The following is a 14,811-nucleotide window of genomic DNA, read 5'->3' on the forward strand; positions in this document are numbered from 1 at the left end:
TCGCCCAAGCCAAATAGCTAAGCCGGTATATAAACCGTGCTTAGCTATTTGGCGTTGAGATCGTTATGTTAACAAATGCTATCTCCGCTATTGCACTCTGCTCTTAATGACGCTCTGTAATTTAACTCAGACGATCATCAAGACGCTTAGGAATGGAGAAGGAAACGGTTGTCCCCTGCCCAGGTGAGCTGACGATGCTCAGACCTTGTCCATACATCTGAGTTAACCGACGATGTGTATTGGTCAAGCCAATACCCCCAGTTCGCCCTGAGCCCTGCTTAGGCCATGCCAACGCTCGCTCGATCTGCTCAGGCTGCATTCCCACGCCATCATCCAAAATCTCAATGAGCGTAGCAGTAGCTTCGTGACTGATCCGGATGTGAACTGTTCCGCCAACGACTTTACTTAACACACCATGTCGAACTGCATTCTCAATAAGTGGCTGAATGGTTAATGGCGGCAGGAATAGGTTCAAGTCATCGGGAATATCCCAGACCACGCTCAGCCGCTCTTCGAAGCGTTCCTTCTCAATATAGAGATAGGCACGGGAAAGGTCTAACTCGTGTGAGATCTCAACCATTTTCTCTGAATTTACGAAATGGAAGCTCGTCTGCAAATATTCAATAAAGGCATCCCCTAACTTCTGCATTCGCTCTGTATCAATCTCACTCAGAACCATAATGGAATTCAGCGTATTGAATAGAAAATGAGGCTGAATCTGCGCTTGTAAGTAAGCAGCCTCCATACGGAGCCTTTCATCAATCGATTGCTTGAGTACAATTAATGATCTAATCCGGTGCTTCATCTCAACCGCATCTACAGGCTTGGCAATATAGTCGGTAGCTCCTGCCAGAAATCCAGTGTAGATATCCGCAGGCTCGTTACGTGCCGTAAGAAGTAGAATAGGTAACTCCGACACGGATAGACGCTCTCGCACTTTCTGCGTTAGTTCGTACCCAGACATCTGAGGCATCATCACATCCGTAATGAGAAGATCCCATGTTTTCGTATCCAGTAGTTGCAGCGCTTCATTCGCTGACGCTACTAATTGGATGTGGTAAGGTTCATCGGCAAGCATTGCACGGAGAACACGCAGATTGACGGGATCGTCATCAACCGCAAGAATGCTAGCCATAGGTTGGTCAGAATACGGCGAGCTTCGATGAGTGTTTTCTGGCACAGGTGGAGCCACGAGTATCGGCTCTACCATCAATGCATTTTCGCTCGTGATCGGTTCCTCGATGTGATCTGGCTGAGCTGGTTGTGAGGAATGATCCTCTGGTGGGAACAAAATAAAGAATGTGGTTCCTTGCCCCAGAATGGATTGCACACTTAACTCGCCACCATGCAGCTCAACGAGCTGTTTGCATATGCTCAGACCTAGACCAATTCCACCGCTCACCCGAGCTTCAGGCGTACCTTGTTCATAGGCATCGAATATTCGCTTTTGCGTCTCAGGACTCATGCCAATCCCCGAATCGGTGACCTGAATAAGTACCTGTCCCCTAACTTCACTAGCTGAGACGGTTATTGTACCTTCTTCCGTAAATTTCAGGGCATTGTGAATCAGGTTGTATAGAATCTGAATCAGTCTTCGTTCATCTGCCATCAACCGTGGCAAGGTATCTGGCACGTCCATAACCAATTGAATGGGCCTGCCCTCAGCCATAAATTTGAACATATCGACGACACCCGTCACGACAGATGCAAGCCCAAGGGGCTTTTTATGCAGCGTAATCCGGTTTTCCTTCAGTCGAATGACATCCAGCAGATCATCCACCAGCTGCGACATCCGGCGACCAATCGTAATGACCAGATTTAGATTTTCGACATGGTCACTAGAGGGTGAACGTTGATCAGTAACGGCGATGCTCTCTGCAATGTTAATAATCCCGTGTAGTGGTGTTCGCAGCTCATGTGCAGTATTAGCAAGAAATTGATCCTTCTGCCGATCTTCTTCTTTCAGTTGTTCATAGAGACTTTCGATCTTGGAAGAGTTGCGGAAGTATTTCTTGAACCAATACGCAGAGAACCCAAATATCGCTGCCAGCACATCTATAGGATAATATACATTTGTAACCTCGCTTATCGAGTTTACGAGCCCCCACAGCACGCTAGATAGGCTACATGTGGCGGCGAAGAGCAGAAAGGTCGCGTCACTGCGCTTTTGAGCGGCCATTTTGACAAATAGATAGACAGACCAAGCGATTGGAAATAGATACAGCGCATTGGAGAAGCCTAGCTCAACCGGATAATAGATGAGGTGAACCGGAGCTACGAAGATGAATGCACAATAGCTCCCAAGCAAGCCAGCATATATACGGAACATGGTTTCAGCCCGGGAGCTGTTCGAGAAGCTACGAGCCATCATTAACAAGAAAAATGCAAATAAAGGATAGGAAAGAGCCTTCGCTTTGACCATCCAGGTGAAATTGAGCGGTAGCCAGCTTAACAATAGTCCATCATGATCAGAGACCACCGTCATTGCGGCAGATAGAGTCAGCAGGGAGAAAATAAGCAGCCCTCGCTGTTTACGATTGAAGAAAAACATTAAACCTGCATACAGGCTATGCAATAACAGAGCGGCAAAGGTGATTTTTTGCAAATCAATGGAGAGCCCATGCTCACTTGTTATAGCATCTTGTGTGCCAAAATAGACCGAGCGTATAATGCCCCCGTTAAACGGATCATCATAGTTGGCCGTGCGCACAATAATTTCAAGCTCCTCAGCACCATCGAGGTTATAAGTAACGGTGAAGGTTGTCCTTTCTGGTTGATAGTCTTGGGCTTGGGCGGCAGGATGTCCGTATTCAGCGACCACCGTGCCGTTAAACTCGACGATGGAGGAGGCCTGAATTTTCTGCGCCCAGAGAGCGACTTCCTTAATCGAAGGGTCGAGAAGAATACGTAGCCGATAGGTTCCATACCCATAGGATTCTGAATGAGACATCGCACTACGCCAATCACTCGGAACGTTAATCATCGGAGCAGATTGGTCTAATGGTGGCAACGTATGCTGTGCAAAGAATGCACTAGGATGAAACTCCCATTCGCCGTCCAACGACAGAATGGGAGCTTCGGCAAAGTTCCAACCGCGAAGATCCAACACCCCACGCTCAGGATGCGGTTGTTCTGGCATGGCGAAGGACTCGGCCCATAACCAGCGGAATCCGAGCAGAACGGACAGGAATAGAATCGACATGACGACATATCGAGGGATGAGTTTACGAATGAACGGTTTCATAGCTGAGATAAGTTCGACATGATCCTGCAAAATCCTGCATGGGATACATAGGTCGCCTTATTTTGAGACACAGATTGTAGAGACACAGATTATGAAGATATAACTTCTAAGCGAGCTATGATAAATAGATACTTCTCGCTTCCTCACCAAAGTGTGCAATAACATCCGGGTAGGCGCTAATGTCAATCTGCTTCAATCGCATGATTCTCTGGATGAAGATGGTATCCGTAAACATTTTATTAATGATGATTCCGCACCAGGTCGGTGTGCTGCTGAAGTAATCTACCAGTGTGTGAATCTCATCAAACTTGAAGTACAGAATGTAACATACATAGTTCTGGAGCAGTGTGGTGAAGCAATGATCGCGGTATAGCGTAGAATGATCTTCAACCAGGAAATCTCTCATGATCTCAAATAGCGCCGATGGATTGTCTTCGTATAACTGCAGCATCAAATCCACGTTGTTAATCAGCTCTACCACCGCTTCCAATCCTTCCTCCGAAGGCATGAGCAGTGGGGATGACTTGCCCTCAAGTATGCGTAACAGCTCCAGTGTGAGGTGTTTGCTCGCTTGGATGTCGTCAGGATTGATGATGAGGTCATCTCTATATTGATCGCAATGTTCACTGTAGTGATCATGAAATGCTGAGAAATAATGCTCTAATGAGATATTCGATTTGGTATGGACTAAGCGCTGCTCACGGAATGAACAGGCATAGAGTGTGTCTTCATTCACGGGATGGGCGTACAGATAGAAAAAGAAGAAAAAGTCGCGTAACTGGTGTTGCTGTTCTTCACTAATTCGAGACGCCGCACTACAGTGGGACATTTGAAAGAAGCTATAACTTTTCATCCTATCATTCATGGCGTTGTAGGCATTCGTCGGGCGGATCGTCAGCGTGCTATTGATCGTGAATAGTAAATAATACAGGATTAGTTCATCATAGACATCCATCTGGTGGAACCTCTCGGCGAGCGCAGGCTGCCAGTCTGGACTTGCAACATAGTGGGCGTCTCGCGGCTGTAGATCGTACATCCAATTCGTAAAAGATTCCTCCGGTTCACCGACAAATGATAATTCAGCGCAATTATCCTCATCGAAACGGTATTGGAAGGCTCCCCACGGAGCAGGCTGTATTTCCTGTTTGAATTTGATCTTAAAATATTCATAAATGAATGACTGAATTCGTGGCTGTATCTCCATTGATCATATCCTCGGTTCCTGTATGGATTTTACTGTCTTCCTAACAACATCTTCTGGTAAACTCTGTGCATTCTGTTCGCTATTAGGAACGATAGCATTCTGATTGATATTGTTCAAGCAGTGCCGCCTTGCCATTCCAAGATTATCTCAAGTTCATCGCGTCTGATATCAAGTCGTAATACTTTTGCCCTGTTGGGATTTCATGGAATCTGAGATGATGGGTTCACCAAAGGTTCGGGTTACGAACTTCCGACCTTCGGCCTTCAGGCTATTGCGATCCTTCCTTCTACCATCATATTGAGATAATAGGGTCGCAGCTCTCCTGAAGGATTTTATGTCAGAGAGGAGGCGTCCAGGCTATCACATTCCTTCCTTCTACCCCTAACCTTTCATGTTATTTAGGGATGTGGCTTTCCTGGACTCTTTAATCATGAACAATACAATCTATTTGCGCAGAGCAAACAAACTTATCATTGAGCCGAGCGAATGCGAAGGGCAGAGACAGCTATCCAAAACGATTCTGGCGACAGCCCTCAAAAATGTGGAAGCCCTTGGATATACCTTCTCCAATGAGTTGATTCAAGCGGTGAAGCAGTTGTCCAAGGAGCAATTTGAAGCATTATATACAAAGCTTATCCGTGATTTAAAAGTCATGGTGGGTGCCCATGTGGCGTACAAACCAATGTATCCAGGGTTCCCCCTTCAAGTGATGGAGGAGAATGAGGCAGATTTATATCTGAACGCCATCATCCACTATCTGACTCATGTAACCGCAGAGCATCTGGATCAACCATCGGTGGAGAGATCACCCTTCATGGAGCAAACGAAGCTGAACGTGATTGGTCTTGGCACCAAGCAAGCGTTCCAGACGCTAATCTGCCAGATGATCGAAGCCAAGGGTTCCATTTCGCAGACAGACAAGGAAGATATCGATGCAGTACTAGAACATGCAGATGCATGTGAGGTGGATGCCATCCTGCCTGCTGAGATCCCGTTCAAAGAAAATGTAGGCTTCGTGGTTGCTTCATTATTGCAGCATGAACAGGCAAGTATGGAGCGAATCGGTCTGTACTTCAAAACGGCAAGTGATGTCCTCCGTCTGGCGGTTGCCTGGTCGGATGGGGATGTCAGCCTGGCGCTGGCTTCGCCATTCCGTAAATTCAAGCGGCGTGAGAGACGTCTACTGCTCAGCCTGCTAGAGCAATGTGGCTCGATAACAGAGGATATGCTGCGGTACAAGGATCGCTGGATTCGCCTTGGTGAAATTCTACATCCTTCGGAATATAAGCATCGGTATCCGCGATGCCAAGAGGCTTTTGATATTTTGCGTAATAATAAACCGTATTCAACCTTTAACGGCAGCGTAGAGCTTGCTTTTCAATACCGGAATGTGTGGAGTCTCATCGACTTGTTGTCACAACGTCCGGGTGAATTCGCGAGAAGATTGGATCACTTGCTGCGGATAACCGAGGATGAGGTGTATGTCGTGCTGGCATTCAGCGAGGTTGTAGGGCAAGTGTCCACGCCGGTGCTGTTGCAGGTGAAGCAACACTTCGCACAGCGTAATGAACCGCAGGATCTGCGTGTCTTCTTCCCTAAAGGCAATGTGCCGAAAGCAGTCGCGATCCCGGATGAACTGCCTTATATCGATGAAGCGATCTGCCGTGATGTTGTGCAAGTATGCGAACAGGAACTGGTAACGCGGTTTGCTACCCTTCCTCCACTGGGGAAGACGTATGTTGATCCAAGATTGCACCATTATCTGGTGCCCTTCTCCCAGAGATCGGCAAGTAAGGCGTTGCATACGATTGTACGTGGGAGCCGTGTGCCGATGGACGAGGGAGATACGATTCGTTTCTTCAACTGGTGGAAAGAAGGAGTCGTAAATGGTCAATCGACAGGTCGTGTGGATATTGATCTATCCGCCGTCATGTATGACGAGAACTGGAACTATGTGGAACATATTTCCTACACGAACCTTCGGTCATCCAAGTATAAAGCCGTCCATAGCGGGGATATTGTGGCAGCACCACAAGGTGCATGTGAGTTTATTGATCTGCACATCCCGTCGATTGTGAACTATGGTGGACGATATGTGGTCGCTACGATGCTATCCTTTACCAGTCATCCCTACTGCGATCTGCCGGAATGTTTTGTTGGTTGGATGATGCGGAAGAAGCCTGGCTCAGGTGAAGTCTTTGAACCGACTACCGTATCTAACAAAATTGATGTCACCGCAGATACGCAAATTGCGATTCCTGTCATTCTAGATCTGGTAGAGCGTACCGTGATCTGGACAGATCTGGCCCTGACCCGACATCCAGAGCTGAATAACAACGTGGAAGGCAACCGGAAAGGCATGGTGCTGATGGGCAAAGCCCTTACGACGCTGCGCAAACCAGCTCTGCACGACCTGTTCCTGCTCCATGCGAAAGCCCGCGGTGAGCTGGTGGATACGATGGATCAGGCAGATACGATCTACTCGGTTGAGCAGGGGGTTACCCCTTATGATATTGAGCAGATTATGGCGGAGTATCTGGCCTGATGTCTGAATATGTACTTCAATGCATAGAGAAATGAATAGGAGCTAGGGAAGAGCAGCCCAGGGCTGCTCTTTTTTGTGGATCAGATATAGATTGAACGGGTACATTTTACGGCTATATTGCAGAGTGGAAGATAAGTTGATGAACTAACCCGTGAAGTATGTTTAGCGAATCAACGAATTAGTTCAATGATATTAGCTATATTTTCGTTTAAGGATGACATGGTCGTCTTATAGTCTTCTTTAATAATGAAATTCTCAGGATAACTAGTGATATTGTATAAGGTTGTACTTTCGGAAGAGCCAGAAGCGATCTGATTGGTGATCTCTTCTAGTAGTGTATGAACCTCATTCCAATGGTCAGGGAAATCTGCATTGTTCTCTTTAACATCAAAATAGTCCCTTAACTCGTAGATCATCAGGTACAGATTCTGATTTGTCTCGATAATGCGCTGTACTTCGTTCGTATTCTCACCATGGTCCATTTTCTGTATGATCGACTCTAGATACGTATAATGGTCTGCGCTCATGCCAGATATAAATCCATCGGATAAGAATTTAGCTTCATTTCGTGTATGTGCATTGTTTAGGTTCACCAAAAACCTATATATATTCTGAACACCACTGGAGTAATCCGTGTATAAGTTCGCTTTACTTTCATAGATCGGTGGGAGGGTGTCATCCTTTGGCTCCATGTTGTTTTGATTAAATACATAGAATTGAATTACGTTAGAAATAAGTACTGCAGCAACAATGATGAAGATGTACTTTATTGCATTATTTTTTCTCAATGGTCGTTCTCCTTACATAAATATTTACATGCTTAAAAATACAACGCATCCAACGATTAAAAGTTATGATGTTTCTACAGAATGTATCGTACTCCATTTACCAACCACATCAGATCGAGCCTACAGAACGGTGCAAGTAAAGTCGGATGTGAACAGAGGGGTTTTGCTATGCTTCCAATAACGAGGGAGGGATGATGATATGGATTCGCTAACGCGCTTAAATGAAGCTCTGAATTACGTTGAAGAGAACCTGCTGTACACTGTCGATATGAAAGAGGTTGCCCGGATCGCCTGTTGCTCGGAATATCATTTTACACGGATGTTCTCGTTTCTTAGCGGTGTCACATTCTCAGAATACATTCGACGTCGGCGACTGACGTTAGCGGCGATGGAGCTAGGTCGAAACGATAGCAAGATTATTGATCTTGCACTAAAGTACGGTTACACTTCGCCAGATTCATTCACTCGAGCTTTTCAAAGCATGCATGGTGTTACGCCTTCCGAAGTGCGTGATCACAGTCCATCACTCAAAGCCTTCCCGCGGATGACATTTCAGTTAAGCATTCAAGGAGGAAGCGAAATGAACTACCGTATTGAGGAAAAAGAAGCGTTTCGAATTGTGGGCATTAGTGAACGGGTGCCAATCATATTCCATGGTGTGAATCCGCACATTGCTGCGATGGTTCAGCGTCTTACGCCGGAGCTCATTGATACCATTAAAGGGTTATCGAACGTCCAGCCCCATGGATTAATTAGCGCTTCGATTCATTTCAGTGAGGATCGGATGCAGGAGCAAGGAGAACTGGATCACTATATCGGTGCAGCGACAACACAAGAAGCACCAGAGAAGGTCTGGCACAACTGGAGGTAGCTGCTTCGACTTGGGCAATATTTACCGCTATTGGTCCATTTCCAAGCACACTTCAGGAGGTTTGGGGACGGATCTATGCAGAGTGGTTCCCATCATCCAATTATGAGCTGAGTGAAGGGCCAGAAATACTCTGGAATGAGCATAAGGATGTCACTGATCCGCAGTATAAGAGTGAGATTTGGATACCTGTGCAGAAGAGATGAGATCGCTTGTTGCCCACGTGTATATGAGCAGGAGAAGAGGTTCCATGTGTAGAATGGGTGTGAGATTCGTTTATATGTTGGCTGACTGACGTTGATCGTGCAAAATCATTCTAGGGCGTGTCTGAAAACTGTGAAAGACGCAGATGTTGAGACACGTCCTACACAGGGGGCACCTGAATCGATGAAGAATAGTGGTCTCTATAAACTGAAGTTTCTAGTGACACCAGAAGAAATGAGAAGTACATTGGAACTCTTTCAACAGAAGGAATGTCAATTTACTCTTTCGAATTATGCTGCGACCTCGCATGATCTAGATCAAGTGTGCGAAGCTTATGCAACCTATTTTCAGTATTTCACAGCACAAGAGAAGCCTAACCAACACCCTCATTGGGTGTATTCTGTTGTCTGTAATTTAGATGAACGAACCTCTGGGTTTTTTATGAAAAACGAAGGATATAGCTTCCCAGTTCAAGAACAGTGGGCAGAGGACGAATTCCCGTATATTTTGCTCTCGTTGCCAAAAGGCTTCCAAATTAATCTCCAGGACGAACAGGGAAATTATTATATCTATGAAGATATTCGGGAGCACCTGCCGTTTACATATGCGTTATTTGCAGAGACTTCACAATCGGTCAAAAAAATGACCAAGCCACTTCGATTTAAGGTATACGCGGGGGCATCGTTAGATGCGTTACAGGAGCAGAAGCCACCAGTACGGATAAGCCCAAGTGCAGCCCAAGAGATGAGCACCTCCTGGTTATGTGAGAAATATGGAATATCCTTGAGCGTGAAGTGAGATAACGTGATGTGGAGCATATCGAAGGAAGGATGAGATTCTAATGAAGCGGGTAAGGCTTCTTGTAATGCTGTTATTGTCCGCTGTTATGATGAGCTCCTGCGGCAAAACTACGATGACGACCAGTGCAATCATCTCAGTGGTTGCTAAAGACTCATCTGACTCTGACTATTGGATTGACGTTCAGAATATAGACGACCCCGACCAAGAAACGACCAAAGTGCATATAAGCGACGAGAATACATGGAATCTCATCGAGATCAATCAATACTACACGGTTACTTACACGCGGGACAAGGGCTCGGCTGAGGGGGATTTGTCAACTATTAAGAAGTCGGAGTCGGAATAATTCAATGACATAGGTTCATGTGCCAAGATCAGAAATGGGGGTATTAAATGGAAGCCCTGAATCTTCAACTAGATGAAGCATGCATCTCATCGTTACATATATCGCAAGAACAACTAGAAATAGTAATTCAACGATGGGATCAGACCAGAATGAGCATAATGATTGCTCACTACACCAGGTTATACGAATATAACTCATTGGGCAGAGAGATCAATACCGTTAATGTACTTCGTGAATCAGAGCTGCTTGAGATTGAAAAAAAAGAATTGAAGGAAATGGATCATGATCCAGAAGAATACGTGAATCTAGTCCACCTCCAGTTCATCGGTTTTAGCGATCTTCCTCTATTAGATGTTATTGTCGACCCAACAAGAGTTAAGGTAGATCAGATAATGCAGACGAGAATTTAAAATGGGGGTCATAGGATGTTCAATATGGATTTCGACATTCGACAGATCCGAGATTACTATGACACACAGCTACAAGAATATGATTACAAGCAATTATTGAGTTTAGGTGTGAGCCGTCATAATGCCGATTTTATGATCGAGGTGGGTATACCCGCAAAATTCGATATTTTTGTATTCTATGATTTAGTCCATTTTCAGAAATGCACCATTGATGGTGAGTCTTTTATCCAGATAGGCCATTATAGTTTTAGTGAGTATGGGCTATACCTTAAAGAAGGTAGTAATGGACTGTACGCAAGCTCTTCCTTCCACGAGCCTCATGTATATAAGCTGAACCAAGATATGAAGACATTCTTCTTATTTCATCTCGTTAGGAACGAAGTAGCGATGCAAATGAGGCAGGAAGGCAAATATACTACATATAACTATGCTGATGAGTTACATGAGATATTTAAAGAACTTGATCCAATCGCAATGAACGATGTTGAAGGGTATTGGTCGCATCTAATCGAGGATTACAAAACTGGACTATGAGTCCTTTTGTGCTCCTATGAACATCTAACTCTACAATCAGGCTTAACTGGAGACGAGCATCTGGAAAGTGGTATAATTTTCAACAAGTTGTTTAACGTGAATGAACGGGGAGGATAACCATGAGAGACGATCTGTTGGTTCAGCTAGAAGAGTGGCATGAAGAGGATAAATATCAGAGCATCGTAGATGCAGTTCAAGCAATTCCTGCGGAAGAAAGAAATTACGAGTTGGTTAACCATTTGGGGAGAGCGCTGAATAATCTGGAGCGTTATGAAGAGGCAGTTGAACAATTCCTGACGGTTGCCGAAGAGGGCAAAGATGATGCACTGTGGCATTATCGGATTGGTCTAGCCTACTACTATCTAGAGCAATATGATCGTGCAGAGGAAGCTTTTGAGAGATCGGATGAGCTGGAACCTGGGGATGAGGATACCCTAGAATTTCTGGAGTGGATTCGAAACAATGACAGTGATGAATCCGATGAGGAGACAGAAGTTGAAGAAGATTCTGAACCTGACCATGAGTCTGAACTTGATTCGGAGTCTGTAGAAGAGATTACAACCTCTGCGCCTACAGTGATAACAGTTCAGCTTAATGAAAACTTCGATCCGACCCACTTCTGGAATGATAGTGAGCAGGCTTTGGAGCAATATGTATCTAATCCGCCAAGTGAGGGTCTCATCGCTTCCGTTGAAGAGGAACTGGTCTTCAGACTACCAGATTCTTATGTTCAGATGATGAAGAACCATAATGGAGGCGTGCCGAACAATCGGTATTTCCCTATTGGTGCAACAGATTCAGGTGTGGAAGAGTACATCGAGTTGAAGGGGATCTTGGGAATTGGCCGTGAGAAATCGAATTCACTGTGCGGATCTGCGGGAAGCTGGGCTTTGATCGAGCAAGGTGGTTATCCGGAATTTGGAGTGGTGCTTAGTGAGTGTGCCTCTCAGTCTGGAGTGGTCATGCTGGATTATCGTTCAGCTGGAAATGACGCGGAACCGGAGGTCGTTCACGTGGACAAGGACAACCAGTACAGGGTGACGACGCTTGCGCCAAACTTCGAGACATTTGTTCAGGGGCTTGTGCATCGAGAGGGGTAGAAAGAACCTGAGGGGAAGATCGGATGGTAGCGCAAGGGTTGGTTTCCTTATTATTGGGACAAGTTCTGTCTGAATGATGAATTAAGTAGCATTGTGGAAAAGATTATCGGGGAAAGCCCCTATAGATTCATGGGCACAGCGCAGTATAAATAAAGAGCTTAAACAAGCCGTAGTAGGAGCGAGTGCTCCCTCTACGGCTTATTGTTGTCTATCTAGGCTCGACTCTGCGGTTTAAGCTGGGTAACCGCCTCCAGGTGGCGGCCATGCCCCGTAGAAACGACGTAACAGTACAATCTCTCCTAGATGATAGGAGTTGTGAGATGCAATGTTGCGCAGCAGTCCAGCGATCGTCTCACCTGGGAAATACGGCAATGTGTTATCCAGTTGAGCTGTCTTCGCAATAGTTACCGCCTGATCAATACCAGCTAGAAAAGCCTGAATATCTGCTGTCCACGTCGCTTCATCCTGCGGTTCTGTCTCTTCAGGCCAGCTCTCCATAACATTGGCAGGAAGTTGTGGCTTCTTTCCCTCGATATGTGTCAACATGAATTGTTGCCAGTAGTGCATGTGTTTAACGAGCTGATAGATTGTGTACGGCATATGTTCATGAACGCGCCCGGCGAGCTCCACGCTGATGTCGGGTAGAGCGCGAGCAATGGGTAGATGCCCACGTTCCCCAACGAGTGATTTTACCAAAGCTTGTCCAAACGATTGATTTGCATCCGACATGCGGAGTCATCTCCTCTAATTCTCTAATTAAGTTTGTGATCTTAAGAATAGTATACAATTAAATTTTGCAAAACAAAAATAGTGCATCACAGCTCCGCCCCCAGTGGTTCAGAGTGATCGACGTTATGATGATCCAGGTGCAGAACTTAATCTATGATTCACAATGTGAAATCTGTCACGTACTGTTTGAACCTTTTGCGATATAGTGAGTGGTTAATGGAGGGGTTATATTGGCTATGGCTATGATCATTTCGAATGAAGCACTTGCTCCGCAGATCTATGTGATGAAAGTACAGGGAACTTACAAGGGGAAGATGGGACAGTTCTACATGCTCCGCAGCGGAATGAGTTACCCACTGTTACCTAGGCCGATAAGCATTTATGACATCGGGGAACATGACATTTCCTTTTTGTACCGTGTTGTTGGAGAAGGGACACGGCAGTTATCGAAGCTATTGCCTGGTCAGGAGATTAAGCTGGAGGGGCCGTTCGGGAATGGTTTCCCACAGGTCGAGGGGAGCTTGGCTCTCATTGGAGGTGGCATGGGTACCGCTCCATTACTGCTGGCTGCGAAGCATTACCCTCATGCACATGTGTATCTAGGATTTGCGGAGCAATCCTTCGGCGTTGAAGCCTTTCAGGCTGTGGCAGCTTCTGTGCAAGTGAAGGTTGGCGGGAGTATTGTGGAGCTGGTTAATCCAGCGCATTACAAGTATATGTTCTCCTGTGGCCCGACTCCCATGCTTCAGGCTCTTGCGCTGCAAACAGTAGGGACATCTTCTCGTTTATACATTTCCACGGAACGGCATATGGCTTGTGGCATTGGTGCGTGCTTAGGTTGTACAATTCGCACCCGTACAGGTAATCGTAGGGTCTGTAAGGAAGGACCTGTATTCCCCGTTGAGGAGGTGGAGTTCGATGATCTCCATGGCATGTAATATTGCAGGTGTGTCTATGAAAAATCCGATCATTATGGCTTCAGGCACGTATGGATTTGGACGTGAATATCAGGAATATGTTGCGCCTGCCCTATTGGGTGGCATCGTTGGTAAGGGGTTAACCTTGCATCCGAAGGACGGTAATCAGGGTGTGCGAATCAATGAAACGGCGTCTGGCTTGCTCAATAGTGTAGGTCTGGAGAATCCGGGGGTTGTTGCCTTTCTAAAAGATGAACTGGATGAGATGACTCGCTGGGATACGGCAGTAATTGCCAATATAGGCGGTGCCAATCTGGAGGAATATGTGCAGGCTGTGGCCTTGATTACGGAAAATGCACAGAAACGGCGTACGATGAATCGCAGGGGAGTGGATATGCTGGAGCTGAACATCTCTTGTCCCAATGTGAAGCAGGGAGGGATGCAATTCGGCGTTCAGACGGAAATGGCGCGGGAAGTGGTGCGACAGGTGCGTAACGTAACAACACTCCCGCTGGTCGTTAAGCTATCTCCTAATGCAGAGAATATTACAGAGATGGCGATCATGTGTGAGAAGGAGGGGGCAGACGGCGTATCCCTAATTAACACCTTTTCAGCGATGAAAATTGATATCCGTCGTCGCCGTAGTGTATTTGAGAATACGTACGCAGGTCTCTCTGGGCCTGCGATCAAGCCGATTGCGCTACGAATGGTGCATCAAGTGGCTCAGGCGGTATCTATCCCAGTGATCGGCATCGGCGGAATTAGCTCTGTCGAGGATATTATTGAGTTCACGATGGCAGGTGCGGCAGCCATTCAGATTGGAACCTATAATTTCGTTCAGTTGCGGGCAGGAGCGGAATTGGTAGAAGGTCTTGAACAGTGGATGCAGCGGGAAAAGGTGAATTCGTTGGATGAGATCCGAGGAATCATATAAAGGACGAAGGGCTTCTATCCTCATTTATATAGTGTAAACTTAAAGCTGTTGTTGGTAGGCATACCGAGGACAGCTTGTTTGGCGTGACTTCATAAGGATTCCATAGTCAGATCATTTGATTGATATTGTTGCAGATTTACAGACCCTGACCTATAGTAATTAGTAACAATTGTAATCGTTAAAAAAT

12 protein-coding genes and 1 pseudogene are annotated in these 14,811 nt (G+C 45.9%); 9 read left to right on the forward strand and 4 right to left on the reverse strand.

Going from position 1 to position 14,811, the window contains the following annotated elements; genetic code table 11:
• Positions 1-121: 121 nt before the first annotated feature.
• Both ASD24_RS27715 and ASD24_RS27720 read right to left on the reverse strand, forming a co-directional pair.
• Positions 122-3,244 (reverse strand): ATP-binding protein, encoded by a 3,123-nt coding sequence (locus tag ASD24_RS27715; protein ID WP_056703541.1) that lies wholly within the window; start codon positions 3,242-3,244, stop codon positions 122-124.
• 115 nt (positions 3,245-3,359) lie between these two features.
• Complete coding sequence (locus ASD24_RS27720) at positions 3,360-4,448, reverse strand: hypothetical protein (protein WP_056703046.1); 1,089 nt, start codon at positions 4,446-4,448, stop codon at positions 3,360-3,362.
• A gap of 430 nt (positions 4,449-4,878) precedes the next feature.
• On the opposite strand from ASD24_RS27720, the gene ASD24_RS27725 reads away from it, so the two are divergent.
• Positions 4,879-6,993, forward strand: coding sequence for a TerD family protein (locus ASD24_RS27725; RefSeq protein WP_056703050.1), 2,115 nt, complete (start codon positions 4,879-4,881; stop codon positions 6,991-6,993).
• A gap of 170 nt (positions 6,994-7,163) precedes the next feature.
• On the opposite strand, the gene ASD24_RS27730 is transcribed toward ASD24_RS27725, so the two are convergent.
• The gene (locus ASD24_RS27730) at positions 7,164-7,781 is read right to left on the reverse strand and encodes a hypothetical protein (RefSeq protein WP_056703054.1); all 618 of its coding nucleotides are present in this window, start codon (positions 7,779-7,781) and stop codon (positions 7,164-7,166) included.
• 199 nt (positions 7,782-7,980) lie between these two features.
• Between ASD24_RS27730 and ASD24_RS27735 the strand changes: the two are divergent.
• From ASD24_RS27735 to ASD24_RS27760, 6 genes and pseudogenes are all read left to right on the forward strand, one after another.
• Positions 7,981-8,855: pseudogene (locus ASD24_RS27735) on the forward strand (AraC family transcriptional regulator).
• A 130-nt stretch (positions 8,856-8,985) separates the two neighbouring features.
• The gene (locus ASD24_RS27740) at positions 8,986-9,651 is read left to right on the forward strand and encodes a hypothetical protein (RefSeq protein ID WP_235540931.1); all 666 of its coding nucleotides are present in this window, start codon (positions 8,986-8,988) and stop codon (positions 9,649-9,651) included.
• Positions 9,652-9,694: 43 nt separating this feature from the next.
• Complete coding sequence (locus ASD24_RS27745; protein ID WP_056703060.1) at positions 9,695-10,000, forward strand: hypothetical protein; 306 nt, start codon at positions 9,695-9,697, stop codon at positions 9,998-10,000.
• 149 nt (positions 10,001-10,149) lie between these two features.
• Positions 10,150-10,410, forward strand: coding sequence for a hypothetical protein (locus ASD24_RS27750; protein WP_156395575.1), 261 nt, complete (start codon positions 10,150-10,152; stop codon positions 10,408-10,410).
• A gap of 15 nt (positions 10,411-10,425) precedes the next feature.
• Entirely contained in the window at positions 10,426-10,944 is a 519-nt protein-coding gene (locus ASD24_RS27755) for an SUKH-4 family immunity protein (RefSeq protein WP_235540933.1), read from the forward strand.
• Between the two features lie 119 nt (positions 10,945-11,063).
• Positions 11,064-12,044: an SMI1/KNR4 family protein gene (locus ASD24_RS27760; RefSeq protein WP_056703066.1), complete on the forward strand. Its 981-nt coding sequence runs from the start codon at positions 11,064-11,066 to the stop codon at positions 12,042-12,044.
• 231 nt (positions 12,045-12,275) lie between these two features.
• Here ASD24_RS27760 and ASD24_RS27765 read toward each other — a convergent pair whose 3' ends face one another.
• Positions 12,276-12,773 (reverse strand): DinB family protein, encoded by a 498-nt coding sequence (locus ASD24_RS27765; protein WP_056703067.1) that lies wholly within the window; start codon positions 12,771-12,773, stop codon positions 12,276-12,278.
• Between the two features lie 236 nt (positions 12,774-13,009).
• On the opposite strand from ASD24_RS27765, the gene ASD24_RS27770 reads away from it, so the two are divergent.
• Positions 13,010-13,711, forward strand: a complete 702-nt coding sequence (locus tag ASD24_RS27770) for a dihydroorotate dehydrogenase electron transfer subunit (RefSeq protein ID WP_056703547.1) — start codon at positions 13,010-13,012, stop codon at positions 13,709-13,711.
• The gene (locus ASD24_RS27775) at positions 13,692-14,624 is read left to right on the forward strand and encodes a dihydroorotate dehydrogenase (RefSeq protein ID WP_056703070.1); all 933 of its coding nucleotides are present in this window, start codon (positions 13,692-13,694) and stop codon (positions 14,622-14,624) included. The genes ASD24_RS27770 and ASD24_RS27775 overlap by 20 nt, the downstream gene beginning before the upstream one ends.
• Positions 14,625-14,811: the final 187 nt, after the last annotated feature.

The sequence above is a fragment of the Paenibacillus sp. Root52 genome (assembly GCF_001426865.1).
Lineage (GTDB): Bacteria > Bacillota > Bacilli > Paenibacillales > Paenibacillaceae > Paenibacillus.

Excerpts from the sequence above, each read along its gene's own strand:
- ASD24_RS27715 (WP_056703541.1), bottom strand. The coding sequence starts at position 3,244 with ATGAAACCGTTCATTCGTAAACTCATCCCTCGATATGTCGTCATGTCG.
- ASD24_RS27720 (WP_056703046.1), bottom strand. The coding sequence starts at position 4,448 with ATGGAGATACAGCCACGAATTCAGTCATTCATTTATGAATATTTTAAG.
- ASD24_RS27725 (WP_056703050.1), top strand. The coding sequence starts at position 4,879 with ATGAACAATACAATCTATTTGCGCAGAGCAAACAAACTTATCATTGAG.
- ASD24_RS27745 (WP_056703060.1), top strand. The coding sequence starts at position 9,695 with ATGAAGCGGGTAAGGCTTCTTGTAATGCTGTTATTGTCCGCTGTTATG.
- ASD24_RS27750 (WP_156395575.1), top strand. The coding sequence starts at position 10,150 with ATGAGCATAATGATTGCTCACTACACCAGGTTATACGAATATAACTCA.
- ASD24_RS27755 (WP_235540933.1), top strand. The coding sequence starts at position 10,426 with ATGTTCAATATGGATTTCGACATTCGACAGATCCGAGATTACTATGAC.
- ASD24_RS27760 (WP_056703066.1), top strand. The coding sequence starts at position 11,064 with ATGAGAGACGATCTGTTGGTTCAGCTAGAAGAGTGGCATGAAGAGGAT.
- ASD24_RS27765 (WP_056703067.1), bottom strand. The coding sequence starts at position 12,773 with ATGTCGGATGCAAATCAATCGTTTGGACAAGCTTTGGTAAAATCACTC.
- ASD24_RS27770 (WP_056703547.1), top strand. The coding sequence starts at position 13,010 with ATGGCTATGATCATTTCGAATGAAGCACTTGCTCCGCAGATCTATGTG.
- ASD24_RS27775 (WP_056703070.1), top strand. The coding sequence starts at position 13,692 with ATGATCTCCATGGCATGTAATATTGCAGGTGTGTCTATGAAAAATCCG.